The following is a 26,871-nucleotide window of genomic DNA, read 5'->3' as shown; positions in this document are numbered from 1 at the left end:
GTCGGGGGTCAGTCACTGTCGGCGCGGTACTTCTCGCGCAGGTAGTTGCGGATCGAGATGGCCGTCAGGTTGAGGACGATGATCACCATCACCAGGACCAGCGCGGTGGCGTACACCAGTGGCCGGCCGGCCTCGACGTTGGGGCTCTGGAAGCCGACGTCGAAGATATGGAAGCCCAGGTGCATGAACGCGCGGTCCAGGTGCAGGAAGGGGAAGTTGCCGTCCATCGGAAGATTGGGTGCCAGCTTGACCACGCCCACCAGCATCAACGGCGCTACTTCGCCCGCGGCCCGGGCCACGGCCAGGATCAGCCCGGTCATCATCGCCGGGGCCGACAGCGGGATGATCAGGCGCCACAGGGTCTCGGCCCGGGTCGCCCCCAGTGCCACCGAGCCGTGGCGGATGCTGCCGCCGATGCGGGTCAGGCCTTCCTCGGTCGACACGATCACCACCGGCAGGGTCAGCAGCGCGAGGGTCAGCGAGGCCCAGATGATCGCGGGCGAACCGAAGGTCGGCGAGGGCAGGGCATCCCGATAGAACAGCTGGTCGATGTTGCCGCCCAGGAAATAGACGAAGAAGCCCAGGCCGAAGACCCCGAACACAATGGACGGCACGCCGGCGAGGTTGTTCACCGAGATCCGGATGATGCGCACCAGCGGGCCCTGTTTTGCGTATTCGCGCAGGTAGATCGCGGCCAGCACGCCAAAGGGCGTGACCACCACCGACATGATGATCACCATCAGCACGGTACCGAACAGCGCCGGCAGGATGCCGCCCTCGGTGTTGGCCTCGCGCGGGAAGCCGGTCATGAAGTCCCAGAACGCGCCGACGTAATGACGCATTTTGGCGAACGTGCTCATGTCGTTCGGCCACCAGGCGTGCACGATGCTCGACAGGCGAATGGTCTCGCGCTGGCCGTCGGCGGTCTCCAGCACCACCGCGTAGCGCCGCAGCTCCTCGCGCAGTTCGTTGCGGCGTTCTTCCAGCTCGCTGTACTGCTCGTCCAGCTCGGCGCGTTCGGCGCGCATCGCTTCCAGACGCTGTTCGCGCTCCTCCTGGCCGTCCAGACCCGCCTCGATGGCCCTCCGGATGCCACGCTCTTCGAGGCGCAGCTGCTCCATGTCGTGATTGACCCGCCCGATCTCGAAGCGCTCGATGCGATTGATCTCCTGCACCAGCTCGCGGGTTTCGGGCATGCGCTGCTCGAAGGCCTCGCGTGCCTCGTCGCCCTCGGCGACGACCTCCCCGCCGATCTCGAAGGCACGGACATAGCCGTAGAAGTTGCCCCATTGCAGGCGTTCCAGCACCACGATATCCGCGGGAGTGCTGCGCTCGCGGATGAAATCCTCGAGGAACCATTCGAAGTCGCGGTCATCCAGATCGCGGTTGCCGATCTTGTACAGGCTGCGCTCGACGATCTCCTGGTCGTCGGGGACGGTAAAACCGGCCTCGCGGGCGGCCTGGGCGGTCAGGGTCTGCGAGCGCGACAGTTCGCCCATCACCCGGCGCGGCTCGTCGTCGCGCTCGGTCTGGTACTCGAACTCCACGACGTCGGAGGGCCAGAAGAACGACAGGCCGTTGACGGCGATCATCGCGATCAGGCCAAAGACCATCACCATGGAGGCGGCGACGGCCCCGGCGTTGAGCCAGATCCAGGGCGTGCCCGTTTTGAACCAGCGTTTCATGTTGGCGTCCCGTATCGGCGGTTCAGAGGGTGGCGTACTTGCGGCGCAGGCGCTGGCGCACGATCTCGGCGACCGTGTTCACCACGAAGGTCATCGCGAACAGCAGCAGTGCGGCCAGGAACAGGATGCGGTAGTGCGTGCTGCCCACCGCGGCCTCGGGCATCTCCACGGCGATGTTGGCCGACAGCGTGCGCATGCCCTCGAAGATGTTGAAGTTCACGACCGGCGAGTTGCCGGTGGCCATCAGCACGATCATGGTCTCGCCCACCGCGCGGCCGAAGCCGATCATCACCGCGGAGAAGATCCCCGGGCTGGCGGTCAGCAGGACCACGCGTACCACCGTCTGCCAGGGGGTGGCGCCCAGCGCCAGCGACCCCTGGGTCAGGTGCTTCGGCACGTTGAAGACCGCGTCCTCGGAGATCGAATAGATCGTGGGGATCACCGCGAAGCCCATCGCGATCCCGATGACCAGGGCGTTGCGCTGGTCGTACTCGATGCCGGCACTGGTCAGCCACTGGCGGGCGTCGCCGTCGAAGAAGGCGATTTCCAGCATCGGGCTGATCTCGACCGCGAACCAGCCGACCGCGATCACCACCGGGATCAGGATGGCGGCCTCCCAGCCCGGCGGGACCATCTCGCGCACACGCTCGGGGATGCCGCGGGTCCACAGCAGGGCCATGCCCAGCATCGCCAGCGGCATCAGGATCAGGATGCTGGCGATGGCCGGCAGGTTGTTCTCCACGAACGGGGCCAGCCACAGACCGGCAAGGAAGCCCAGAATGACCGTGGGCAGGGCCTCCATCAGCTCGATCCCGGGCTTGGTCAGGCTGCGCATGCGCCGGGACATGAAATAGGCGCTGTAGATCGCCCCCATGATCGCCAGCGGGGTGGCGAACAGCATCGCGTAGAAGGCGGCCTTGAGCGTGCCGATCGTCAGCGGTACCAGCGAGAACTTGGGTTCGAATTCGTCGGTGGCCGAGGACGACTGCCAGACGAAAGCGGGCTGGGAACGGCCTTCGTACCAGACCCGCTCCCACAGCACGTGCAGCGAGACCTCGGGGTGGCGGTTGTTCAGGGCCATGGCCTGCCAGCGTTCGTCGTCGTCCACCGCCAGCAGCAGACGGTTGCGCGGGTCGACGTAGACCCGGTGCAGCGGCCGGTCCGAGATCGACCGGTGCAGCAGGGTGCGCTGGGAGGTTGAGTAGTGAACCCCCAGCTCGCCGGTGTCGTCGGCGGTGAGGAAGCCCTTGCGGATGTATTCGGGCTGGATGTTGCGCAGGGCCCCGGTGTGGGACTGAAAGTCGCGCACGCGGGTGATGCGGTTCACGTTGTCGTCATCGCGCACCAGCATGTACTGGGTGACCGTGCCGTCGGAGCCGCCGACCATGACGGACACCGTGCCGAGCAGGTAGTCCAGCGAGGTCACCTCGGCATCCTCTCCGGTGATGACCCGCTTGCTGTCGACCCGCTCCGCCCGAGCGGGGTTGCGGATGTCGTAGTAGTGCAGCTGGCCCTGGTCGTCGCCGACCATCATGATGCGGCCGGTGATGTCGAGCAGGATGCGGGTCGGGGTCGCCCCCTCGGGCAACCTCGGAAGGTCGTACGCATCGCGCTCGACGGTGGTCTCGCCGGTCATCATCGAGGTGGTTTCCTCGAAGCGCACCAGGCGCAGATCGCCGTCTTCGGTGGCCGCCGCCACGCGGATCCCGCTGCGGCCGCGCTGGATGCCGACCTGCGCGATCGCGCGACCTTCGGAGTCCACGTCCAGCAGTGCGGTGTCCTCGTCGCCCAGCGGGAACACCAGCCCCGGATCGTAGATCCGCCCGTCGCGCGTGAACTCCTCGCCGTATTCGAATTCCGTGGCCAGTACCTGGCCATTGTCCAGACCGGCGGCCACCAGCCGGGTGCGCGGTTCCGCCGCGCTGAAACTGGTGACCCGGACGTCATCGGGGATGGGCAGGGACTCCTCGTGGGTGACCTCCCCGCTGCCCGGCCGGAAGAACACCGCGCGGCGGTCTTCGGTCAGACGAACGCCCAGTTCCCGGTGGCGATTGACCGCCAGATGGATCGTCTGCGTGTCGGCGCCTCCGGGGGCTTCGTATTCGGCCGCCGGTTCCATGCTGGCACCCTGGAAGATGGGCAGGGTCTCCTGCGCCAGATAGACGAACATCAGGACCAGCGCACCCACCACGGCAATGCCGAAGAAGGAGATCACGTAGCGGGCCATGTGATCCTTGGCCCGGCGCCAGCGCTGGAAGCGGTCGAGGCGCGACTTCAGGGTTGCGACGGACATGCGGATTCCCGGTGTGGCGAATGGGCGGGGTGCGACATGGCCGTGATGGTAGGAGGCGGATATGACAAAGCCGTGACACCTGTATGACGCCCGAATGACCGCACTGCGGCGGGCTACAGGCCACGCAGGTGTCATCCTTCTGTCATGCACATGACACACAATCCGGGCATGGACACGAATCAGAAAAACGACGCGAAATCCGGTGCACTGCCGGGTCCATGGGGCCTGGCGGTGCGCATCATGATCCACCCGGCGGGCACCCTGCGCCGCCTGTCCGGACTGAGTGAGGCGGGGGCCTTGCCGTCGTGGCCGCGGGTCTTCCTGCGTCTGGGGGTGCCGCTGATCGTGGTCAGCGTGCTGGTCAGCCAGTGGCTCTACACGGTGATTCCCACGGGACTGCCGCCGGAGGCGATGCCCGATCCATGGGGCTTCGGTGTGTACAGCGCTCTGACCATGTCCATCGGGGTCCTGGGCCTGGCTGCGGGCGCGCATTACATGAGCGAACTGTTCCAGGGGCATTCGGTGCCGGAGCGGGCGATGCTGGCGTCGATCGTCGGCCTGATACCGGCCTGGTGGGGCAACGTGATCGCTGCTTTCCCCTGGCCCTGGGGTAACGTGACCGGGCTGGCGCTGATTCTCTCCAGCCTGGTGCTGCTGTACTGGAGCCTGCGGATGATCGCCGGACTGCGCCGGGGCAACCGCATCGGGGTGTTCGTGGCGGCCGTGTTCTGCGGCCTGTTCGTGACCCTGATCTTCGGCTGGGCGCTGATGGACCTGATCCCGGGCGCGGTGCCGGAACATCGCATGGGCACCACCTGGCTGATCTGATCCTGATTCAGACACGCACACAAGTCCGCGCCCGGCGAAATACACGCTTCCGAGGCACCGCCCCGAGTCTGATCACGAAGCCGTGTCCAGTGGGAGGGGATCTCGACCGCGGGCTGGATGTCCTGCTGGAGCGCGACGACATCCACGGGGACCGTGCCTGCCTGGTGTCCGTCGCCCGCGGCGGATACAAGACCCTGAAAGTCGCGGTGACTGATTCGACTTCCGCAACGGCAACAACCGCAGCTTCGCCGATGACCTCGCGGTGCGCAGCGATGATGCGGGTCATCCGCTCCGCCAACCAGTACCTGCGGGACGGCTGAATCATGGCAGGAGGCACCCCGACGGCTGGATCCGTCGGGGCCGGTTGCTGCGGGAGCTCAGAAATCGTAGCGCATCCCCAGCGACACACCCAGGGCGTTCTCGCCGGCGGCACCGCCGGGGCCGGAGGTGCGGGCCGCGCCCCACGGGGTCAGGGAAGACATGTCATCGTTGTCCACGCTCGCGATGTTGGCGTAGAAGCGCAGGTCGCTGTCCACCCGGTATTCGCCACCGAAGGCGTACATGGTGGCATCCATGTCGTCGAGGTCGGAGTCGAGATGGAAGATGTGCCCGCGCAGGTACCAGTCGGGCGCGACCTGGAACTGCCCGCCGAAGCCGAAGACCTCGCCGTCATCCCCGGCAAAGCTCTCGCTTTGCTGGTACAGGCCACCCAGGGTGATCGCGTCGGTGACGTCGTAGCTCGCCGCGAGGCGCCAGGCGTCGGGACTGTCGTTCCCGTCCTCCTGTTTTTCGTAGGCCAGCGCGCCGTTAAGGCCGCCCAGGTCCAGCGTCAGCGAGGTGGAATAGGCGCGGTCGTCCGCGCCATCGACCGTGGTGGCGCCCTCCAGGCGATTGGAATACTGGAAATCCCAGGTCACCCCGCCGAAATCGGGGCTCCGGTAATGGATGCTGTTGCGGAAGCGTTCGTCAAACCGGCCGTGGGCGGTCGTACGGGTCAGGTTGCGCATGTCGCCGACCTGGTCGCCGAAGAAGTTGGCCGGCCCGCGTGCCCCCTTGAAGGGGGTGTCGAATTTGCCCAGGCGCAGCATGCCCCAGTTGTCGCCCCGCACGCCGGCGAAGGTATCGCGGGTGGCGAACTGGGTGCCTTCGGTGTCGAAGTCGATCTGCTGTTCGATCTGTGCGATACCGATGATCTGGTCCCGGAACTCGCGCTTCGCGCTGACGCCCAGCCGGCTGGAGTTGCTGGAGACGTTCAGCTCGTTGTAATCGGCACCGTCGTCCAGGATGTCGACGGACAGGTGGGCGCGGCCGTACAGGGTCAGGTCGGCGGATGCCACCGCGGGTACGACCAGGCCGGCGGTGATCAGGCTGGTCAGGAGGTGCTTTCGATTCATGTCAGGGCTCTCCAGTCTGGCGAATAAGGTCAAGTGGCTGACGAGGCACGCAGGGGTGCACTCGACAGGGCCTCAGGATGGAGAGCGCCGGTGACGGCGCGGTGTCGCGGCGATGAAGAAGCCGTTACCCCGCAACAGCGTCGCGCGGAAGCAACGGGGATCAGGCTGGAGTTGTCCGAGTTGTGGTCGAATCTGGTGTTTGGGCAATGGCGGGTTCAGGCGGCGCTTCGGTCGGTGATGGATGAGTCCTCGTCGTTGATGAGTTCCGTATGCACGACGCCATGGATGAACGCCACCCCGCGCTCGAGCATGTCGAGCCATCCGTACATTGGAGCCAGCGCCAGCGGTAGACGCTTGGATCGTGCTTGCGCTGTTCGGCGTGCTCGGCCAGCCACTGCTGCTTGAGGCGGCCCAGCGTCCAGGCCTACAGCCCCTGGGCCTGATCGCCCAGCAGCGCTCTGAGCGCCTCCCGAAAACCACCGGTGGACACCTTTGAGATAGAGCCAGGCCAGCCGCCCCTGGACCGAGCGTGCCCGGCGCAGAGTCGGCGGCAGCAGCCGGGAAGTGACATGCCGGCCGCGGCCGGACCGATCGCGGGTCTTCGGGAACTGCACTGGCACATCGCCGATGCCGGTCTGGACCCGGCGCTCGGCTTGGTGGCCGTTCCTTGCCTCCGCCCGCCGCCCGTCCGGCATGCGATCCCCCGCGCAGGGCCCCATACCTGTCTGCAACTCTCCCTCACAGCGATCCCACCCCGATAAACTTGCACGCAAAAAAGCCGGCCCCGCATGCGGGGCCGGCCAGCGGTGCACGGGACCGGACGGGATCAGTCGATACCCAGGTTCCCGCGCTCGCGTTCGACCACGGCGGCCGGCAGCGGGATGAAGCCATCACGCGCCACCACCTGCTGGCCTTCCTGCGACAGCACCATGTTCAGGAATTCCTCCTGACGCGGGGCCAGGCCGTCTTCCGGGTGCTTGTTGACCATCACGTACAGGAAGCGGGCGAGGGGGTAATCTCCGGTCGAGGCGTTGTCGCCGGTGGGTTCGAAGTATTCGCCTTCGGTCTCGCCCAGCGGCACGGCGCGGACCTCGGAGGTCTTGTAACCGATGCCGGAGTAGCCGATCCCGTTCAGCGATTCGGCCACGCCCTGGACCACCGAGGCCGAACCGGGCTGCTCGTTGATGGCATCGCGGAAGTCCCCGTCGCAAAGCGCGTGCTCACGGAAGAAGCCATAGGTGCCGGAGACCGCGTTACGGCTGTACAGGGTGAAGTCCCGATCGGCCCAGGAGCCGTCCAGACCCACCTGGCCCCAGCGGGTGATGTCTTCCGGATTGCCGCAGCGGCGGGTCTCGGAGAAGATCGCGTCGACCTGTTCCAGGGTCAGACCCTCGATCGGATTGTCCTGGTTCACATAGACGGCGATGGTGTCGATGGCCACCGGGACCGCGGTCATCTCGTAGCCGTGGCGTTCCTCGAACTCGGCGTGCTCGCTGTCACGCGGCATGCGGGACATCGGGCCGAAGTCGGCGGTGCCTTCGGTCAGGGCGGGCGGGGCGGTGGAGGTGCCGGCACCCTGGATCTCGATATCGACGTTGGGATAGAAATCCTGGAAGGCCTCCGCCCACAGCGCCATCAGGTTGTTGAGGGTGTCCGAGCCCTCGCTGGAAAGGCTGCCGGAGATTCCGCTGACGGTCTGATAGGACGGGATATCGGCGTCGACGTCGGCCGCGGACATCGGGGCGGACGCGATGGCGGCGGCGGTGGCCAGGGCCAGTACACTGCGCTTGAGCAACATGGTGTTCTCCTGATTGCGTTTGAGCGAAAGGTCGGGTTTTCGGTGACCTCGGAGATGGATTATCCGCAGGAGAATTGACGCGCCTTTGACCGGAAGATGACCGAAATATGACAGTGGCGCCGTCACCACGCGGTTTTTAGTCGCTGCGGGCGATTTCCGCCTCGCCCACCGCCCGGCGAAGCCGCTCCGCCGGGAACTGGCAGGCAAAGCGGCTGCCGCGACCGAGTTCGCTGTCGATGTGCAGCTGACCGTCGTGACGCAGCAGGACGTGCTTGACGATGGCCAGACCCAGCCCGGTGCCGCCCCGGTCCTGGGTGCGGCCACTGTCGACACGGTAGAAGCGTTCGGTCAGGCGTTCCAGATGGTGGCCGGCGATCCCCGGGCCGTCATCGATGACCGCCAGGTGCCCGCCCTGTGGCGTGGCCTTCCACTGCACGCGGATGCGGGTGCCGGGCGGGGTGTACTTGACGGCGTTGAAGACCAGATTGGCGAAGGCCGAGCGCAGTTCGTTCTCGGTGCCCAGGATCTCCAGGCCCGGTTCGTTCTCCAGCTCGATGCGGTGTCCGCGCTCGCCGGACAGCAGCTCCGCCTCGTGCACCAGATTGCGCAGCAGATTGCCGGGGTTGAACCAGTCCTGCTCGGCGCGCTCCGAACCGGTTTCCAGACGCGAGAGCATCAGCAGGTCATCCACCAGCAGCTTCATGCGCTCCGACTGTTCGCGCAGCAGCTTCACCGAATCGAACAGTTCCGGCTGATCCTCCAGCTCGTCCTCCAGGGTCTCGGCGACCCCGTAGAGGACGGTCAGCGGGGTGCGCAGCTCGTGCGAGACGTTGGCGATGAAGTCCCGCCGCATGACCTCCAGGCGATGCAGATGGGTGGTGTCGCGCGCCAGCAGCAGGAACTGGTGGTCGCCGTAGGGCACCAGCCGGACCTCCAGCCACAGGTCCGCGTTCACCGGGGACGGCAGGTTGAGCGCATCGCGTGGCGGCGAGTCCGGATCCATGAAACGCATGAACTCCGGGTGCCGCACCAGGTGGGTGATACGCCGGCCCTCGTCGGCCGGCCAGTCAAGCCCCAGCAGGCGGGCGGCGGTCTGATTGGCCCACTCGATGCGGTAGTCCGGGTTGAGGACCACCACCGCATCCGGCAGGGCACTGGCGGACTCGCGGTAACGGTCCAGCAGGCGCCGCAGTCCGGCGACCCGGCGCAGACGCCGCTGGCGGCGCTGATGCAGCCCGGTGAAGATCTCGCCCCACAGACCGGGGGCGTCCGGGGGCTCGCTGCGTCCGCCGCGGCGGATCCAGTTCTCCAGCCGGTAAAGCTGCCAGAGGTTCCATGCCAGCAGTGCCCCCAGCAGGGCGATGGCGGCCTCGAGCAGATAGCCCAGCGCCCCGCCGATGGCAAGCACCGTCAGGGCGATCAGCAGGTGGCGGGCGACGAGTCGTGGCCAGGGATTCGGTGGTGGCTGCACGCCGGGTTCCGTTCAGTCCTTGTCGGAGAAACGATACCCGGTACCGCGTACGGTCTGCACCAGGCCGTCGTGGCCGGTGTCGGCAAGCGCCTTGCGCAGGCGGCGGATGTGCACGTCCACGGTACGCTCCTCGACGTACACGTTGGTGCCCCAGACCTTGTCCAGCAGCTGTTCGCGGGTAAAGACCCGGTCCGGATGCGTCATGAAGAAATGCAGCAGGTTGTATTCGGTGGGCCCCAGCGGAATGGCCTCGCCGTGGCCGCTCACACGGTGGGAGAGCGGGTCCAGGCGCAGGCCGGAGAGCTCCACCGGCTCCTCGGCGCTGGTGGGCGTGGTGCGTCGCAGCACGGCCTTCAGCCGGGCGACCAGCTCGCGCGGGGAAAACGGCTTGACGATGTAGTCGTCGGCGCCCACGTCCAGTCCGCGTACGCGGTCCTCTTCTTCGCCGCGGGCGGTGAGCATGATGACCGGGATGTCCCGGGTCACCGGACTGGCCTTGAGCGTGCGGGCCCATTCCAGGCCGGTCATGTCGGGGAGCATCCAGTCCAGCAGGACCAGGTCCGGCGGGTCTTCCAGCAGCGCGGTGCGGGCGCTGGCGATGTCGCCGGCCTCGTGCAGTTGGTACCCGGCTTTCTGCAAGGGCCGGCGGAGCATCTCGCGGATCGCGAGGTCGTCTTCCACCAGCAGAATCGAAACAGCCATGGTCGGCTCCGGTTGCCTGATGACGCTATTGGATAACAGCCGTGTTACAGGCATGTGAACGCGCAGATAACCGCGGGCGCCGCATGCCGTGGCCGGAGCCGTGCGCCGGGTCAGGGTGCGCCGCCATCGCGCTTGCCATCGTCGCCATGCCCGGCCGTGATGCGCGCGCGCATGCGGCGCAGTGCGTACCACACCCCGCCGACCACCACCGGGACGGTGGCACCGATGGCGATGTTGACCGGGATCGGCAGCGTGCCGGCATCGTCCATGCCGCGCAGGAAGTAGGCCACGAGGCTGGTGAGGTAGTAGGAGATCACGACCACCGACAGCCCTTCGACGGTCTCCTGCAGGCGCAGCTGCAGATGGGCACGCCGGTTCATCGAGCGCAGCAGGTCGCGGTTCTGGTTTTCCACCGCCACGTCCACCCGGGTGCGCAGCATGGAGGTGGTGCGGTTGATCCGGGTCGCGAGGCTGTTGAGGCGTTCTTCCTGCGAGCGGCAGGTCCGCATGGCCGGATCCAGGCGCCGGCCGAGGTATTCGCACAGGGTCTGCAGACCGGGGATGCGCACCGGGCGCAGCTCCTCGGCGCGCTTGTCCACCATCGAGGCGTAGGCGCGTGCGGCATGAAAGCGGGTCGCCGTGTGGCTGCCCATGCGCTCGACATCGGCGGCCAGATCGGACAGCGCGGCCAGCAGGCGCTGTTCGCGGTCGGTCCCCTGGAAACGTTCGGAGATCCCGGCCATCTCGTCGTTGATGTCGTTGAGCCGGCCTTCCAGCTCGTTGAGTTCGGGCATCAGCTCGCGCGCCAGCGGCAGCGCCAGCAGGGCCATCAGGCGATAGGTCTCCAGTTCGAGGACGCGCTGCACCAGGCGCCCGGCCTGACGGCGGGAGAGGTCCACGTCGCGCACCAGAAAGCGCTCGAAGCCGTCCTCGCGCACACGAAAATCGGTGAACACCCGGCCATCGCCGCCGGAGACGCCGTTGCCGGCGAACGAGTACGGCGCGAACAGCTCGCCCAGCTCCTGCATACTGCGCACCGGGGCGTCGCGCGGTTCCAGTTCCAGGTGGATAGCGGCGATGGTCTCGCCGGGCAGGCCGGTCAGCCAGTCGATCGGGACCCGATGGATGGCCGGATGGGCAAACGGTTCCTGCCGGGGTTCGCTGACCACGAAGAAGGCCCAGGTGGAGAATTCGTTGTGGCGCTCCCAGCGCAGGCGGAACTCGCCCAGATCCACTGCCACGAAGTTCTCCCCGTCCAGCGGCGGCTGGACCCCGTGGCGCCGGCACAGGTCGGCGACGCATTCACGCTCGCGCTCGATCGCGTCGCGCGGGGTCAGCAGGGCCAGCCAGGAGACCCGCGCCGGTGGCTCCAGGGGTTCGTAAAAACGGGTGTGGATCTCGTCCTGGATGGACTCACGCAGCGGGTGGTTGCCGGGCAGCAGCGGGTTGGTTTGCATGTCGGGCGCCGGGTGGTGGTTCGGAGTCGGGAGCGGATCGGGGAGGACGTTCAGGCGCCGCTGCCCCGGCGGCGCGGCCGCAGGCTGTGCCACAGGATCACCGCCATGTCGCGGGTTCGCAGGCGGGGGCGGGCGAACACGTCGTCCTGCTGGCGCAGGCGCCACAGCACGCGCGCGCCCCCGTTGACGATGGCGCGGATCTCCAGCCCGAGCCGCCCGCGCAGGGTCCCGCCCAGCGGGGCGCCGGCGCGCAGCAGGCGGTCGGCGCGGGCGTACTGGAACCGCATCAGGTTCTGCAGGGGCAGGGTGTTGAGCCGTTCGCGCAGCATCACCTCGGTCACACCGTAGCGGGCCATCTCGTCCTGCGGGAGATAGATGCGGTCGTTTTCGCTGATGTCCTGGTGCAGGTCCTGGTAGAAGTTGATCAGTTGCAGAGAGGTGCAGATGGCATCCGACTGGCCCAGCATGGCGTCATCGGGATCGCCCTGCAGGTGCAGGATCAGCCGGCCGACGGGGTTGGCCGAACGCCGGCAGTATTCCATCACCTCGCCGATGTCCGCATAGCGGGTCTTTTCCAGGTCCTGGATGAACGCGTCCGCGAGGTCGACGAAGGGTTCAACGGGCAGGTCGAAGCGCCTCTTCGCATCCGCCAGCGCGATCCATTCGGGGGCGGTCTCCGCGGCCGGGTCGTCCAGCGCGCGGACGTGTTCCTGCATGGCCTGCAGATCGGCACGGCGCGCGTCGACCGGGCGCGAATCCTCATCGGCGAGGTCGTCGGCGTCGCGTGCGTAGCAGTATATCGCGGCCACCGGGTCGCGCATCTTGCGGGGCAGCAGCCGCGAGGCGACCGGGAAATTCTCGTAATGCGTGGCCGCCCGCTGGCGGCAGTGCCGGTAGGCGGCGGCAATCTCGCTTCGAGCCATTTCGGCGTCCCTTTCCCGGACTACGGGAGGCAGGTGTCGGGGATGTCGCTCAGGGCGGCATGCCAGGGCCAGAAATCGCCGGGCTGCTCGAGCATGCCGTCGGCACCCCAGGTCTGCGGGTCCTGAGCGGAATCGATATAGCCCCAGCCGGCGATCAGGGTAGACATGCCGGCCCGCTTGCCGGCGACGATGTCTCGCTCGGCATCGCCCCAGTAACAGTGGCGTGCGGGCTCGAGCCCGGTCTGGCGGGCGGCCAGCCACATGGGATCGGGGTCCGGCTTGCGTCGTGCGAGGCTGTCGCCGGAGACGATCGCGCTCATGCGCGGGGCGAGGCCCAGGGCCTCCAGCAGCGGTTCGGTCAGCCATGTCGGCTTGTTGGTGACCACGCCCCAGTGCCAGCCGCGCGCCTCGATCTCGCCCAGCAGGGCGTCCATGCCCGGGAACAGGGCGGTGGCGATGCACAGGTCGCGCGCGTAGATCTCGAGGTAGCGCTTTTTCAGGGCCTCGGTTTGCTCGTCCGGCGCATCGGGGAAGGCCAGAGTGACCAGGGCGTGCGAGCCGTGCGAGACATGGTTGCGCACGGCATCGAAGGGCAGGGGCGCGCGGTCGTTCTCGGCCAGCAGCCGGTTGAGCGCGGCGTGCATGTCGGGTGCGGTGTCGAGGAGGGTCCCGTCCAGATCGAACAGGACCGCGCCCGGTTCGTGGCTCATGCGCGTGCGGCCATCAGGTAGTTGACGTCGGTGTTCGGGGTGAGGCGGTAGCGTCCGGACAGCGGCGACCACGTGAGGCCGGTCATGTCCACCACTTCCACCTGGTGCCGGCGCAGCTGCGCGGCCAGTTCCGACGGACGAATGAAACGGCCGTACTCGTGGGTGCCGGCCGGCAGCAGGCGCATCACGTATTCGGCGCCCACGATGGCCTCGGCAAACGCCCGCGGGGTGCGGTTGATGGTGGAGAGGAAGATCCAGCCGCCGGGCCGGACCAGCCGGCACAGGGCGTCAATCACGTTCTCCGGATCGGGTACGTGTTCCAGCATTTCCAGGCAGGTGACCACGTCATATTCGCCCGGGTGCTTTTCCGCGTGCTCCTCGGCCGTTACGTGCAGATAACGCACGGAAACACCGCTGTCGTGGGCGTGTTCGCGCGCGACTTCCAGGTGTTCGGCACCGGCATCGAGTCCGGTGACCTCGGCGCCGCGTACGGCCATTGCCTCGGACAGGATCCCGGCGCCGCATCCGACATCGATGACCTTCTTGCCGGCGAGATCGGCGTGACCGTCGATCCATTCCAGGCGCAGGGGGTTGATCGCGTGCAGGGTGGCGAAGGCCCCGTTGGGGTCCCACCATTCGTGCGCGCGATCCGTGAACTTGTGGATCTCGGCCGGATCGACGTTGGAGTGCGTCTGGGTCATGGGCGGTTCAGCTCTCGCAGGCTTGCAGGGTCTCGGCCACGCGGCCCTGCCACCGAACGGCGCTGGCGTGGATGGCCTCAAGGTCAAGCGTAAGCAGTTCGCGGTCGGCGAGCAACGCCCGCCCGTCCACCCATACGTCGCGCACGGCCTCGCGGGTGGCGGCATAGACGATGCGTGCGTGCGGATCGTGTTCGGGCTGCAGCTCCGGGCCGTTCAGGTCGAGGCTGATCAGATCGGCGCGCTTGCCCGCTTCCAGTGAACCGATCTCGTGATCCAGCCCCAGGGCGCGCGCGCTGCCCAGGGTCGCCATCTCCAGCACGCGCTCGGCCGGCAGCGCGGCTGCATCGCCACTCACGCCCTTGGCCAGCAGGGCCGCCGTGCGCATCTCGCCGATCATGTCGAGGTCGTTGTTGGAGGCGGTCCCGTCGGTGCCCAGCGCGAGGTTGATCCCGGCCTGGTCCAGCCGCGCCACCGGGCAGAAGCCGGACGCCAGCTTGAGATTGGATTCCGGGCAGTGCGTGATCGACACCGGCCGGTTCTCCAGCAGGGCCAGATCTTCGTCGCTGACCTGGGTCATGTGCACCGCCATGAACGGCTGGTCCAGCAGACCGAGGCGGGCGAGGCGGGCCAGCGGGCGTTCACCGCCGTTGCTTACCGCCTCTTCCACCTCGCCGGCGGTCTCGTGCACGTGGGTGTGCACCGGCACGCCCAGCTCACGGGCGCGCTCGCCCACCCGCTGCATGCTCTCGTCACCCACGGTGTAGGGCGCGTGGGGGGCGACGGTGAAGCGGATGCGGGGGTGATCGCCCCAGGTGTCCACGACCTCGCGACCGCGCTGGAAGTATTCGTCCGGGGTCTGCGCCCAGGGGGTGGGGAAGTCGAACACCGTCAGGCCCATCACCCCGCGAATGCCGCTGGCATCGACCGCGGCGGCGGCATCATTCACGAACAGGTACATGTCGGAGAAGCAGGTCGTGCCGCCCCGCAGCATCTCCGCCGCGGCCAGCCGAGTGCCGTCGTTCACGAATTCCGGCGACAGCAGTTTGCCTTCCACCGGCCAGATGTAGCTTTTCAGCCATTCCATCAGCGGGCGATCGCTGCCGACGCCGCGCAGCAGGGTCATGCCGGCATGGGTATGAGCGTTGACCAGTCCGGGCATCAGGGCATGTCCCTCGCGATGTTCGTGGCGGGCCTCCGGGTATTCCGCCAGCGCCTGCTCGCGCGAGCGGACCGCGACGATCCCGCCGTCGCGGATGATCACCGCGTGGTCGTGCAGGACAGTGCCCCGCGGCACCATTGGCAGCACCCAGGTCGCGCTCACAATCAGCGTCGAACGATCCGTCATCGGCCACTCCGCATCCGGTTTCTGCAGGCCGCGCATGGTAACGCAAACCGGTCCCCCGCGATGGTGGCGGGTGCACGCGGACAGAGTGGCGGGTACTATACGTCGCGTACGGATACTCCCACTGCGACCCGCACCGCACCCGGAATCGAACGCACGCATGAAGATCCTCATTACCGGAACCGCCGGTTTTATCGGCAACGCCCTGGCTCAGCGCCTGCTGGAGCGCGGCGACGAAGTCATCGGCATCGACAACCTGAATGACTACTACGACGTGTCGCTGAAGGAGGCGCGCCTGGCTCGCATCCGGGACCACGAGCGCTTCACCGACGTGCGCGAGGACATCGCGGATCGTGAGGCGATGGAGCGGGTGTTCCGCGAGCATCGGCCGCAGCGCGTGGTTAACCTCGCCGCCCAGGCCGGCGTGCGCTACTCGCTGGAGAACCCGGCCGCCTACATCGACACCAACCTGGTCGGCTTCGGCAACATCCTGGAGGGCTGCCGCCACAACGGCGTGGAGCACCTGGTCTACGCCAGCTCCAGCTCGGTGTACGGCGCCAACGAGGAGATGCCGTTCTCGGTGCACCACAACGTCGACCACCCGCTCAGCCTCTACGCCGCGAGCAAGAAGGCCAACGAGCTGATGGCGCACACCTACAGCCACCTTTATCAGCTTCCGACCACCGGCCTGCGCTTCTTTACCGTCTACGGCCCCTGGGGCCGTCCGGACATGGCACTGTTCATGTTCACCCGCAAGATCCTCGCCGGCGAGCCGATCGACGTCTTCAACTACGGCAACCACCGGCGCGACTTCACCTACATCGATGACATCGTCGAAGGCGTGATCCGCACCCTCGATCACCCGGCCCAGGCCAACGCGGACTGGAGCGGGGCGCAGCCCGACTCCGCCACCAGCGCCGCGCCGTACCGGCTGTACAATATCGGGGCACACCGGCCGGTGGAGCTGATGCACTACATCGAGGTGCTGGAAGAAAACCTCGGCAAAAAGGCCGAGAAAAACCTGCTGCCGCTGCAGCCCGGTGACGTCCCCGATACCTACGCCGACGTCGAAGACCTCAAGGCCGACGTCGGCTACGAACCCTCCACTCCGGTAGAAGAAGGCGTCGCCCGCTTCGTCCGCTGGTACCGCGACTATTACGGGGTCTGACCGCGCACGGACGCTGTGGCATGAGTCAGGGTCGATCTGTATCCTTCCCGTTCCGTTTTTGAAGCCGACCCCCGAGGGATTCGCGGATGTCTTCCGCAAGGTATGCCTTGTTTTCCCTGCCGCTGCTGGCGGCGCTGGGCCTTTCCGGCTGCGCGTGGGCGCCGGGCGGGTATATCCAGGAGCGCGCGGAATCCGAACCCCTGCACGACATGGTGGAGGTGCGGCCGATCACCCGCGGACTGGTGCGCCAGGAACTCGCGGAGACCCCCGAGGTGCCGGATCTGGAGCAGGCCCGGGAGGAGCTGGGGGCGGACGTCCCGCATTACGACTACCGCATCGGGCGCGGCGACGTCCTCAGTATCATCGTGTACGACCACCCCGAGCTGACGATCCCTGCGGGCTCCGAGCGTTCGGCGGCGGAGTCGGGCAATACGGTGCATTCTGACGGGACGATCTTCTATCCGTTCGTGGGACGGGTCGAGGTGGAAGGGCTGACGGTGGCCGAGGTCCGCGACGTGCTGGCCGAGGAACTGTCCGCGGTCATCAGCGATCCGCAGGTGGAGGTGCTGGTGGCGGATTACCGCTCGCAGCAGGTGCACGTGACCGGCGAGGTCCGCGAGCCGGGGCGCCAGCCGGTTACCAACGTGCCGCTGACGGTGCTGGACGCGATCAATGACGCCGGTGGCCTGACCGAGGAAGCGAACTGGCACAACGTACGTCTGACACGCGATGGTGAAGAAGTGCCGCTGTCGATGTACGCGATGCTGAGCGAGGGCGATCTCTCCGAGAACCGCGTGCTGCGGGATGGCGACGTGCTGCACGTGCCGGACACCACCGACCAGAAGGCCTACGTGCTCGGCGAGGTGGGCGAGCCCCGCAGTATCCCGATGGGGCGTGGACGGATCTCGCTGACCGACGCCTTGACCGAATCGGGCGGTTTCAACGAGGCGACGGCGGACGCCAGCGGGATCTTCGTGATCCGGCAGGCCGCGCCCGACTCGGATCTGCTCGCGACGGTGTATCAGCTGGATGCGCGCGATGCGACCGCCCTGCTGCTGGGCACTGAGTTCGAGCTGGAGCCGATGGATATCGTGTATGTGACGACCACGCCGCTGGGTCGCTGGAACCGCGTGATCAACGAGCTGTTGCCGACCGTGAACGCGGTCTATCGCGCCTCGCAGGCCACTCGCGATGTCCGCGACCTGCGTGACGATTTCTGACGGCGCTCATGTTCGAACGCATCCTGGTCGTATGTACCGGTAATATCTGCCGCAGCCCGGTCGGTGAGGCACTGCTGCGCCGCCATGCGCCGAAGCGCCACATCGGATCCGCCGGTCTGGGAGCGCTGGTGGGCGAAGGGGTGGCTCCCCAGGCGCGCGCGCTGGCCGAGGCCGACGGGCTGGACGTGTCCGCACACAGCGCGCGCCAGTTGACTTCCAGCTTGCTGGAACAGTCCGATCTGGTGCTGGTGATGACTGACGGTCAGCGCCAGGCGATCGGTCGCAACCATCCGCGCGCGCTGGGCAAGACCATGCGTTTTGGTCACTGGCTGGACGAGGGCCGCGGACGCGACATCCCCGATCCCTACGGCAAGAGCGATGATGCGTTTCGCGAGGTGCACGTGCTGCTGACCGAGGCGGCGCGCGGCTGGGCGGAACGGCTGCGCTGAACGGCCCCCAAAAGACCACAGGAACACGATAATCCATGGCGCAGAATCCCTCTCCCTCGGCTCCGGCGGATGACGAAATCGATCTCGGACGGCTGTTCGGGCTGCTGCTGGATCACAAGTGGTGGATCGTCGGCATCACCTTCCTGTTCATGCTGGGTGGTGGTATCTACGCGAACCTGGCCACACCGATCTATCAGGCCGATGCGCTGGTGCAGGTCGAGGAGACCGGGGGCATGCGCGCGCCGCTGGACGACATGCGCGAGATGCTGGGGCGCGAACCCCGTGCCTCGGCCGAGCTGGAGATCCTGCGGTCGCGCATGGTGCTGGGACAGGCGGTGGACCGTGAGCGCCTGGATCTGGTGGTGAGGCCGGTGCACCTGCCGGTGATCGGCGAGTTCCTGGTGCGCCGGGGCTGGGCACGGGCCGACGCCGCCATGCTCGGCGGGCCGGGTGCAGGTTACGCGTGGGCGGGGGAACATCTGAGCCTAGGGGATCTGCGGGTCTCGCCGGAGATGGAAGGCCGGGTCATGGAACTGGAGGTCACCGGTGAGGACCGGTTTGTCCTGCGCCACGAGGAGGAAGAAGTCGGTGAAGGCCGGGTCGGCGAAGAGGCCAGTTTTATGGACGGGCAGGTGATCCTGTTCGTCGAGGAGGTGTCTGCCGCACCGGGTGCGCGCTTCGAGCTGCGGCGCGATTCGCGGCTGAATGCGATCCGTGACTTGCGCAACCGTTTTCAGGCCAGCGAGCAGGGCAGCGAGAGCGGGGTGTTCAGTCTTACGTACACCGATTCGGATTCGGATCAGGCCCGGCGCGCACTGAACGCGATCAGCGACATCTATCGCCAGCAGAACGTGGAACGTCAGGCGGCGGAGGCCGAACAGAGTCTGGAGTTCCTGGAGGATCAGGTGCCCGAGGTGCGCGCCCGCCTGCGCGAGGCCGAGGACGCGCTCAACGAGTACCAGGTGGAGCAGGAAAGCGTTGACATGTCGATGGAGACGCAGTCGATCCTCGACCGTCTGGTGGAACTCGATCGCCAGATCACCGAGCTGGAGTTCGAGGAGGCGGAGATCTCCCGGCGCTACACCCAGAGCCATCCCACCTACGTGACCCTGCTGGAAAAACGCGAACAGCTGCAGAACGAGCGTCGCTCGCTGCAGGAAAAGATCGGGGGGTTGCCCGAGACCCAGCAGCAGGTGCTGCGGCTGCAGCGCGACGTGGAAGTGAATCAGGAGGTCTACGTCCAGCTGCTCAACCGCATGCAGGAGCTGGATATCACTCGTGCCGGCACTGTGGGGAACGTGCGCATCCTGGATGATGCGGCGGTGTTGCCGTCGCCGGTGGAGCCGCAGCGCGGTCTGATCGTCGCACTGGCGACAGTGCTCGGCGGGATGCTGTCGGTGGCCCTGGTACTGCTGCGTGGAATGCTCAACCGGGGCGTGGAGTCGCAGGAACAGATCGAGGAGCTGGACCTCCCGGTGTATGCGACCGTGCCGCTTTCGGATGTACAGCAGAAACTGATCAAGCGTCTGCGCCGGCGACGCGACAGTCGGAGCAGTGGCAGGCGTGAAGGCGCCGCGTCCGAGCAAGGTGTGGTGAGCGGCGTGCTGGCCTCGTATTCGCCCACCGACGGGGCGGTCGAGGCCCTGCGCGGACTGCGCAGCAGCCTGCATTTTGCGATGCTGGAGGCTGGGGACAACCGGCTGGTGATCACCGGGCCGAGCCCCGGGGTGGGCAAGAGCTTCATCTCGGTGAATCTGGCCGCGGTGTGTGCGCAGGCGGGTCAGAAGGTGCTGGTCGTGGATGCCGACCTGCGCAAGGGCCACATCCACCATGCCTTTGGCGAGTCCAGCGCGGGCGGGTTGTCGGATATGCTGACCGACAAGCTGACTCTGAGCGAAGCGATCCGCGAGACCGACATCGAGGGGCTGGACTACATGGCCCGTGGCTCGGCGCCGCCGAATCCGGCCGAGCTGTTGATGAACGAGCGCTTCACCCGGTTCCTGGATCAGGTGAGCGAGGAGTACGATCTCGTGCTGATCGATACCCCGCCGATCCTCGCGGTGACGGATGCGTCTGTGGTGGCGCGGCACTGCTCGACGACCCTGATGGTGGTGCGCTTCCAGCTCAACCCCGTGCGCGAGATCGAAACCGCCCGACGGCGTCTGGAGAGCGCGGGCGTGGAGACCCGGGGGGCGATCCTGAACTCGATGGAGGCTACGGCCAGCGCCAGTTACGGGTACGGGTACTACCACTACTCGTACAAGTAAGTAGCGGGCTGGCTCGCTCAGTCGGCGGGTGCGGGCCGGTATTCGGGCAGGATTCGCCGCAGGTGCTCGCGCGTGGCCTCGGCATCCATCGCCTGATCGGCGGCCTCCAGTTGCTCCAGGGCCCGGCCCAGGGTCTCGGGTGCGGCATGGTCTTCGCGTGCCTGCATGATGCGCGGGTGCCGGGTCGGTTCCACGTTGTCGCCGATCAGCAGTTCCTCGTAGAGCTTCTCGCCCGGTCGCAGGCCGGTGAAGGTGATCGCGATGCCATCCGCTGGCTGGCCGTTCGCGTCGCGGACCTGGCGTCCGTGCAGTCGGATCATCCGTCGCGCCAGGTCCTGGATGCGCACGGCTTCGCCCATGTCGAGGACGAAGACCTCGCCCCCGCTGGCCATGGTGCCGGCCTGGATCACCAGCTCGGCCGCCTCGGGGATGGACATGAAATACCGGGTGATCTCCGGGTGGGTCACGGTCACCGGGCCGCCCTCGCGGATCTGGCGGTGAAACAGCGGCACGACCGAACCCGAAGAACCCAGTACGTTGCCGAAACGCACCATGCTGAAGATGGTGCCCGGGGTGTTGGCGGCGCGGTCCTGCAGGATCATCTCGGCCAGGCGTTTGCTGGCGCCCATCACGTTGGTGGGGCGCACGGCCTTGTCGGTACTGATCAGGATGAAACGTTCGACCCCGGCGGCGATGGCGGCATCGGCCAGTATGCGGGTGCCGAACACGTTGTTGCGCACCCCCTCGACGGCATTCTCTTCGACGATGGGCACATGTTTGTAGGCCGCGGCGTGGTACAGGGTCTGGACCCGGTTCAGGCGCAGGATGGATGTCACCCGGCGTTCCAGGGTGACGGAACCCAGCAGGGCATGGATGGCGCAGTCCAGTCGCAGTTCCTCGCGCAGGGCACGCATCTCCTGTTCGATACGGTAGAGCGCGTACTCATTGCGTTCGAGCAGGACGAGTTCGGCGGGCTCCTGACGCAGGATGCGCCGGCACAGTTCGGAGCCGATGGATCCGCCGGCACCGGTAACCATCACGCGCCGGCCATGGATGCTGCAACGCAGCAGATCGGGCTGCGGCGGCACCGGGTCGCGGCCCAGGAGGTCGGCGACGTCGATGTCCTCGAGCTGCTCCAGCCGTGCCTGGCCGGAAACCACCGCCTCCATGGACGGCACCGACTGCACATGCAGCGGGTAGGGCTCCAGGCGCTCCAGGATCGTCTTGCGGGTGGATCGCGACGCGGACGGTATGGCCAGCAGGATGCGCCGGATCCCGTGCTGGTGCAGCAACGGCCCGATCATGCGAGGTGGATGAACCCGGATGCCGTTGATCGCCTGACCTTGCAGGGCCGGGTTGTCGTCGATGAAGGCGATGATGCGGAACTGTCCGGCCGGACCAAGGCCGGCGGCGAGCTGCATGCCCGCCGCGCCGGCTCCGTAGACGAGCACGGGCTCGGCATGCCGACGGAGCTCGTTGACCGTGTGGTACCAGCTGCGCACCAGGAAGCGGCTGCCACCCACATACAGAAACGCAAGGATGGCGAAATTGACCGGGACCAGCCGTGGAAAGTCGTCGAGACGTCCGATGGCCGCGGCCGCCCACAGCAGAAGGGCCAGCAGGATCACGCCGGTGAGTACCGACCACACCGCGCGCGTCCCCATAAAGCGCACCACCGCGCGGTACAGGCCCAGGCGGGCGAAGATGAACACGCCGGCCACGGGCAACAGGGGGAACAGCCACCAGGCATTGAGCATGGCCGGCGGCAGGGGTTCGGCCAGACGGATGGCGAAGGCGCTCCAGAGGGCCAGCGGAAGCATGACCACGTCGGCCGCGACCATGAGCCAGCGCTTGGTGCGGCGCGGCAGGTTGATGAGGGAACCGAGCCAGCGCGTGCGCCGGCGGCCTGGCTGGTTGGTGGGGTTGCCCATTCTTCCCTGGTCCCGGTGCGCGAGATGCGCCTGTGAGGAGCCCATGTAAAAAAAGGGCCCGGAGGCCCTTTTCGTCGAGTTCCGGACACCTGAGCGGATGCCGGAGATCTCCTTCAATCTGGCGGAGAGGGAGGGATTCGAACCCTCGATACGGGGTTACCGTATACACACTTTCCAGGCGTGCGCCTTCGACCGCTCGGCCACCTCTCCGTAAGCCGCGAAAGGTTAAACCACGCGACGGTCCGGCGCAATGGCCCGGATCGCTTAACCGTCCCCGGGACGGCCGGTAGCAAAAGGTCCGGGGACATTTCATTCCGAACGCGTTTCTCATTGATCTGCATCACAATCTCGTTTGTGTCGCCAGCTACAGTCGGAGGTGCCAGCTTCGATCGGTGCCGTCGACCACGGGGCATGCCGCGTTCGATCGGGTAGCCGTTGAGTGGTGTATGTCGCGTATTGGCCCCTGCCGTTCGGGAGGGGCCTTTTTTGTGGATTCTCCTCGCTTTATCCCTTGCGAAGGTGGGTCTTTCGCGACGCCGGGTGCGTTCGGCGTCACATTGTGCCGCGAGCCCGCAGGGCGAGCGAAACGTGATGGAATAACGCGCACCCGGTGGGCGTCTATCGGTTTACATTCAGGTCCCAACACTCAGGAGTGGTCTATGAACCTCACGCGGAGGGAATTCCTAGAAGTCATGGTGGCGGCCGGGGCGGCCGGTCTGACCGGCACCGCCTGGGCGGGCGAGAGCATCAACTGGCAGCGCGCGCCGTCGGATTTTTACGACATCAAGCCGTTCGGCAACGTGTCGCTGCTGCACTACACCGACTGCCACGCGCAGCTGATGCCGGTGTATTTCCGCGAGCCGGACGTCAACATCGGCGTGGGGGACATGAAGGGCAAGCCGCCGGTTCTGGCCGGCGAGGCCCTGCTGGAACACTTCGGGGTCGAGAAGGGCACCCCCGAGGCGCACGCGCTGACCTACATCGATTTTGCCGAGGCGGCGGAGAAATACGGCCGGGTCGGTGGTTTTGCCCACCTGTCGACACTGGTTAAGAAGCTGCGTGCCGATCGCCCGAACTCGCTGCTGCTGGACGGCGGTGATACCTGGCAGGGGTCCGCAGTCTCGCTGTGGAGCGGTGCGCAGGACATGGTCGACGCGCAGAAGCTGCTGGGCGTGGACGTGATGACCGGTCACTGGGAGTTCACCTTCGGTGACGAGCGGCTCATGGAGGTCATCGAGAACGACTTCAAGCCCAACGGCATCGATTTCGTCGCACAAAACGTCGAGGATGCTGACTGGGGTGACCGGGTGTTCGAGCCCTACACCATCCGCGAGATGAACGGGGTCCCGGTGGCGATCATAGGCCAGGCCTTCCCCTACACCTCGGTGGCGAATCCGAGCTACATGTTCCCGGACTGGTCCTTCGGGATCCGTGAAGAGAAAGCGCAGCAGATGATCGACGAGGTGCGGGAGAAGGGCGCCAAGGTCGTCGCCATCCTGTCGCACAACGGAATGGTCACGGATATCGAGATGGCCCGTCGCCTGCGCGACGTCGACGTGATCATGGGTGGCCACACCCACGACGCGATCCCGGGTGCGCTGGAAATCGAGAACGCCGCCGGCGAACGTACTCTGGTGACCAACGCGGGTTCCAACGGCAAGTTCCTTGGCGTGCTGGATCTGGATGTGAATGATAGCGGCGTGAAGGACTACCGCTTCAAGATGCTGCCGGTGTTCTCCAACCTGCTGGAGCCCGACGAGGAGATGGAGGCGCACATCAAGGAGGTGCGCAAGCCGTACGAGGACAAGCTTATGGAAGAGCTGGCGGTGACGGACGACCTGCTCTATCGCCGCGGCAACTTCAACGGCACCTTCGACGAGATCATCCTCGAGGCGATGATGGAGCGCATGGACGCCGAAGTGGCGCTGTCGCCGGGCTTCCGCTGGGGTATCAGCGTGCTGCCGGGCCAGCCGATCACCTTCGAGGAGCTGATGAGTCAGACCGCGACCACTTATTCCGAGACCACCCGCAACGAGATGACCGGGGCCCAGCTGAAGAACGCGATGGAAGACGTCGCGAACTCGATCTTCAACGAGGATCCGTTCCGACACCGCGGCGGCGACATGGTGCGTACCGGTGGCATCACCTACACGATCGACCCGCACAAGTCGATGGGCGAGCGCATCACCGACGTGGAGATCAACGGCGAGCCCCTGGATCCGGACCGCAACTACGTGGTGGCGGGCTGGGCCGATGTCCACGAGCCGCACGACACCGAACCGGTCTGGGAGATCGTTGCCGACTGGCTGCGTGACAAGGAAACCGTGTCGGTGGGGCAGCCGTACCTGCCGAAGGTGAAGAACGTGGAGGACGATCCCGGCATGGCGCGCTGATCGCCCGGCCGGATCGCCGACCATCAGGGCCGCCCCGTCAGGGGCGGCCTTTTTTGTGGACGCGTGTGCGGGCGGTCTTGCCGGGGTAGCCCGGGCTGGCGGCGTGCACCACGGCTGGGGCATCCTGCGTGCCGATACGGGCCGGGAGGGGACCGGAATGGAGCCGGGCATCGAAGAACTGCTTTTCTACTGTCGGGCCGGGTTCGAGAAGGACCTGGCCGGGGAACTCGCGGCGGAGGCCGGGCGCGCGGGACTCGCGGTGTACCTGCGTTTTGCCGACGCCGCGGCCTTTGTGCGCCTGTTGCCGGCCGACGGCCAGCCGGAAGCGCTGCGCGAGGCGCTTGCGCTGGAGGATCGCATCTTTGCCCGCCAGCGCCTGCCGGCCCTGCATCCGCTGGAAGGTCTGCCGCGCGAAGACCGGGTCGGGCCGATCGTGGAGCGCGTGCAGGCGGCCGGGTGGTCGTTCGAGACGATCTGGCACGAGACCCCGGACACCAACGAGGGCAAGCAGCTGCAGCGTCTGGGCAAGGCCCTGGAGCGCCCGCTGGCCGCAGCGCTGCGCGCGGCCGGGTCGCTGCGCGAATCGGGTGCCGCCGGGGGGCGGCGGCTGCACTGCTTCTGGACCGCCGGCGATCGGGTGCAGCCGGGACTCGCCGAGCCGGACCGAAGCAGCGACCGGCCGGGCGGGATCCTGCGACTGAAGGCGCCGCGTGCGGCACCCAGCCGCTCGGCGCTCAAGCTGGAGGAGGCCTGGCATCAGTTCCTCACGCCGGCGGAGCGCGAACAGCGCCTGAGCGAGGGCATGTCGGCCGTGGACCTGGGTGCGGCCCCGGGGGGCTGGACCTGGCAGCTGGTGCGGCGCGGCCTGCACGTGCAGGCGGTGGACAACGGGCCGATGGATCCGGGCCTGATGGCCGGGGGGCAGGTCGAACACGTGCGCGAGGACGCGTTTACCTGGTTGCCGCCGCGCCCGGTGCACTGGCTGGTGTGCGACATCGTCGACCGGCCGGGACGGGTGAGCGATCGGATCGGGGACTGGCTGGAAGCGGGCTGGGCGGAGGAGGCGATCTTCAACCTCAAGCTGCCGATGAAGAAGCGCTACGAGACCGTGCGTGAATGTCTTGATCGGCTGGAAGGCCGGCTGGCCGGGCGCGGATTTCGCCTGCGCGCGCGCCAACTCTATCACGACCGTGAGGAGATCACCGTACACGCGCGCCCGCCACGCGGGCGTCCGGCATGATCGGACACTGGCCTATTCCCCCTGGACGGTGACCGTGACGCGTCGCTGGTGACCGGCGTAGCGGTGTTCCAGCAGGAAGATGCCCTGCCAGGTGCCGAGGCTGGCCCGGCCTTCGGTCACCGGGACCGTGAGGTCGTTATGGGTCAGCATGGCGCGGGCATGGGCCGCCATGTCGTCGTCGCCTTCCATGTCGTGGTGATAGGCCGGGTCACCGTCCGGCGCGAGGCGCGCGAGGATGGTCTCGAGGTCGCGGCGCACGTCGGGGTCGGCATTCTCCGTGATCAGCAGCGAGGCGCTGGTGTGATGCTGGAAGACATGGCAGGTCCCGGTGGTGATGCCGGACTGGCGGATGACCCGGTTCACGGCCTCGGTGACCGGAACGGAACCCCGGCCGCGGGTGGTGAAGGTCAGGCTTTCCTGGTGAACGCTCATGGGGTGGGTGCACCGTTGGATAGTCAACGAAAAAAGGCGCCCGCAGGCGCCTGATTGTCTTCAGAATGTGGTGGAGGCGGCGGGAATCGAACCCGCGTCCGCAGGCCCTCCGCCCTCGGCTCTACATGCTTATCCTGTCTTTGCGTTTAACCAGCCGCTACCCGACAGGCAGGGAAGACGACTGGCGATCCCGGTTGAGTTTTAACGGATCCGCGCCGGGCACGCTTCACCGCGAGCTTGTGAGAGTCGACGCCCGATACTGGACGCACAAGCACGGCTCCAGTCGGACGGCACCCTACCGGGTTTTAAGCGGCGAGTGCGTAGTTGTCGTCGTTGGCAACTATTTTTTTGCAGTGATTTTTACGAGGCTCACTACATCCTCGGCATGCACCTCAGGTTTTGCGACCCGCGTCGAATCCAGGTCGCCCCCTTCGCAACTACTGAGACAGGGTACCGCAGCCGGAGTT

General features: G+C 66.9%; 20 protein-coding genes, 1 tRNA gene, 1 other RNA gene and 1 pseudogene. 8 read left to right on the top strand and 15 right to left on the bottom strand.

Annotated features, from left to right (window positions below; genetic code table 11):
* Positions 1-8: 8 nt before the first annotated feature.
* Positions 9-1,685 (bottom strand): phosphate ABC transporter permease PstA, encoded by a 1,677-nt coding sequence (pstA, locus tag D571_RS0105110; protein WP_018935599.1) that lies wholly within the window; start codon positions 1,683-1,685, stop codon positions 9-11.
* 22 nt (positions 1,686-1,707) lie between these two features.
* The gene (locus D571_RS0105105; RefSeq protein ID WP_018935598.1) at positions 1,708-3,978 is read right to left on the bottom strand and encodes an ABC transporter permease subunit; all 2,271 of its coding nucleotides are present in this window, start codon (positions 3,976-3,978) and stop codon (positions 1,708-1,710) included.
* A gap of 168 nt (positions 3,979-4,146) precedes the next feature.
* Between D571_RS0105105 and D571_RS0105100 the strand changes: the two genes are divergently transcribed.
* Together D571_RS0105100 and D571_RS14225 are read left to right on the top strand one after the other, a co-directional pair.
* A complete protein-coding gene (locus tag D571_RS0105100; RefSeq protein WP_051076159.1) occupies positions 4,147-4,806 on the top strand; it encodes a YIP1 family protein in 660 nt (219 codons plus the stop codon).
* Between the two features lie 95 nt (positions 4,807-4,901).
* A pseudogene (locus tag D571_RS14225) lies at positions 4,902-5,018 on the top strand (dienelactone hydrolase); the annotation flags it as partial.
* Between the two features lie 165 nt (positions 5,019-5,183).
* Here D571_RS14225 and D571_RS0105090 read toward each other — a convergent pair.
* The 9 genes from D571_RS0105090 to D571_RS0105045 all read right to left on the bottom strand — a co-directional run bounded on the left by D571_RS0105090 (position 5,184) and on the right by D571_RS0105045 (position 15,307).
* The gene (locus tag D571_RS0105090; RefSeq protein ID WP_018935595.1) at positions 5,184-6,200 is read right to left on the bottom strand and encodes a porin; all 1,017 of its coding nucleotides are present in this window, start codon (positions 6,198-6,200) and stop codon (positions 5,184-5,186) included.
* A gap of 826 nt (positions 6,201-7,026) precedes the next feature.
* Positions 7,027-7,998, bottom strand: a complete 972-nt coding sequence (locus tag D571_RS0105080) for a PstS family phosphate ABC transporter substrate-binding protein (RefSeq protein WP_018935593.1) — start codon at positions 7,996-7,998, stop codon at positions 7,027-7,029.
* 136 nt (positions 7,999-8,134) lie between these two features.
* Entirely contained in the window at positions 8,135-9,469 is a 1,335-nt protein-coding gene (gene phoR, locus D571_RS0105075; protein WP_018935592.1) for a phosphate regulon sensor histidine kinase PhoR, read from the bottom strand.
* Between the two features lie 12 nt (positions 9,470-9,481).
* Positions 9,482-10,171: a phosphate regulon transcriptional regulator PhoB gene (gene phoB, locus D571_RS0105070; protein ID WP_018935591.1), complete on the bottom strand. Its 690-nt coding sequence runs from the start codon at positions 10,169-10,171 to the stop codon at positions 9,482-9,484.
* Positions 10,172-10,281: 110 nt separating this feature from the next.
* Positions 10,282-11,628 (bottom strand): DUF3422 family protein, encoded by a 1,347-nt coding sequence (locus D571_RS0105065; RefSeq protein WP_026287593.1) that lies wholly within the window; start codon positions 11,626-11,628, stop codon positions 10,282-10,284.
* Positions 11,629-11,678: 50 nt separating this feature from the next.
* A complete protein-coding gene (gene hpnC / locus D571_RS0105060; RefSeq protein WP_018935589.1) occupies positions 11,679-12,551 on the bottom strand; it encodes a squalene synthase HpnC in 873 nt (290 codons plus the stop codon).
* 20 nt (positions 12,552-12,571) lie between these two features.
* On the bottom strand, positions 12,572-13,261 hold the full coding sequence (gph, locus tag D571_RS0105055) for a phosphoglycolate phosphatase (protein ID WP_018935588.1): 690 nt from the start codon (positions 13,259-13,261) through the stop codon (positions 12,572-12,574).
* Complete coding sequence (gene ubiG, locus D571_RS0105050) at positions 13,258-13,962, bottom strand: bifunctional 2-polyprenyl-6-hydroxyphenol methylase/3-demethylubiquinol 3-O-methyltransferase UbiG (RefSeq protein WP_018935587.1); 705 nt, start codon at positions 13,960-13,962, stop codon at positions 13,258-13,260. The genes gph and ubiG overlap by 4 nt, the downstream gene beginning before the upstream one ends.
* A 7-nt stretch (positions 13,963-13,969) precedes the next feature.
* Entirely contained in the window at positions 13,970-15,307 is a 1,338-nt protein-coding gene (locus tag D571_RS0105045) for a TRZ/ATZ family hydrolase (protein WP_026287592.1), read from the bottom strand.
* 157 nt (positions 15,308-15,464) lie between these two features.
* Between D571_RS0105045 and D571_RS0105040 the strand changes: the two genes are divergently transcribed.
* The 4 genes from D571_RS0105040 to D571_RS0105025 all read left to right on the top strand — a co-directional run bounded on the left by D571_RS0105040 (position 15,465) and on the right by D571_RS0105025 (position 20,408).
* Complete coding sequence (locus tag D571_RS0105040; RefSeq protein WP_018935585.1) at positions 15,465-16,472, top strand: NAD-dependent epimerase; 1,008 nt, start codon at positions 15,465-15,467, stop codon at positions 16,470-16,472.
* Positions 16,473-16,558: 86 nt separating this feature from the next.
* Positions 16,559-17,692 carry a polysaccharide export protein gene (locus D571_RS0105035; RefSeq protein ID WP_026287591.1) on the top strand — a complete coding sequence of 378 codons (1,134 nt, stop codon included), beginning with the start codon at positions 16,559-16,561 and terminating at the stop codon, positions 17,690-17,692.
* A gap of 8 nt (positions 17,693-17,700) precedes the next feature.
* On the top strand, positions 17,701-18,141 hold the full coding sequence (locus D571_RS0105030; protein WP_018935583.1) for a low molecular weight protein-tyrosine-phosphatase: 441 nt from the start codon (positions 17,701-17,703) through the stop codon (positions 18,139-18,141).
* A 35-nt stretch (positions 18,142-18,176) separates the two neighbouring features.
* On the top strand, positions 18,177-20,408 hold the full coding sequence (locus D571_RS0105025; RefSeq protein ID WP_018935582.1) for a polysaccharide biosynthesis tyrosine autokinase: 2,232 nt from the start codon (positions 18,177-18,179) through the stop codon (positions 20,406-20,408).
* Between the two features lie 17 nt (positions 20,409-20,425).
* Here D571_RS0105025 and D571_RS0105020 read toward each other — a convergent pair whose 3' ends face one another.
* Entirely contained in the window at positions 20,426-22,339 is a 1,914-nt protein-coding gene (locus tag D571_RS0105020; protein ID WP_018935581.1) for a nucleoside-diphosphate sugar epimerase/dehydratase, read from the bottom strand.
* A 119-nt stretch (positions 22,340-22,458) separates the two neighbouring features.
* Positions 22,459-22,549 (bottom strand) — tRNA-Ser (locus D571_RS0105015).
* Positions 22,550-22,998: 449 nt separating this feature from the next.
* Between D571_RS0105015 and soxB the strand changes: the two genes are divergently transcribed.
* Entirely contained in the window at positions 22,999-24,732 is a 1,734-nt protein-coding gene (soxB, locus tag D571_RS0105010) for a thiosulfohydrolase SoxB (protein ID WP_026287590.1), read from the top strand.
* A 157-nt stretch (positions 24,733-24,889) separates the two neighbouring features.
* On the top strand, positions 24,890-25,972 hold the full coding sequence (gene rlmM / locus D571_RS0105005; protein ID WP_018935579.1) for a 23S rRNA (cytidine(2498)-2'-O)-methyltransferase RlmM: 1,083 nt from the start codon (positions 24,890-24,892) through the stop codon (positions 25,970-25,972).
* Between the two features lie 12 nt (positions 25,973-25,984).
* Here the strand turns inward: rlmM and D571_RS0105000 are convergent, their stop codons facing one another.
* Complete coding sequence (locus tag D571_RS0105000) at positions 25,985-26,404, bottom strand: secondary thiamine-phosphate synthase enzyme YjbQ (protein WP_018935578.1); 420 nt, start codon at positions 26,402-26,404, stop codon at positions 25,985-25,987.
* Positions 26,405-26,472: 68 nt separating this feature from the next.
* Positions 26,473-26,834: a transfer-messenger RNA gene (gene ssrA, locus D571_RS14030) on the bottom strand.
* Positions 26,835-26,871: the final 37 nt, after the last annotated feature.

This window comes from Thioalkalivibrio sp. ALJ24 (genome assembly GCF_000377785.1).
Classification (GTDB): Bacteria; Pseudomonadota; Gammaproteobacteria; order Ectothiorhodospirales; family Ectothiorhodospiraceae; genus Thioalkalivibrio.
This window is presented reverse-complemented; position numbering and strand designations above follow the sequence as displayed.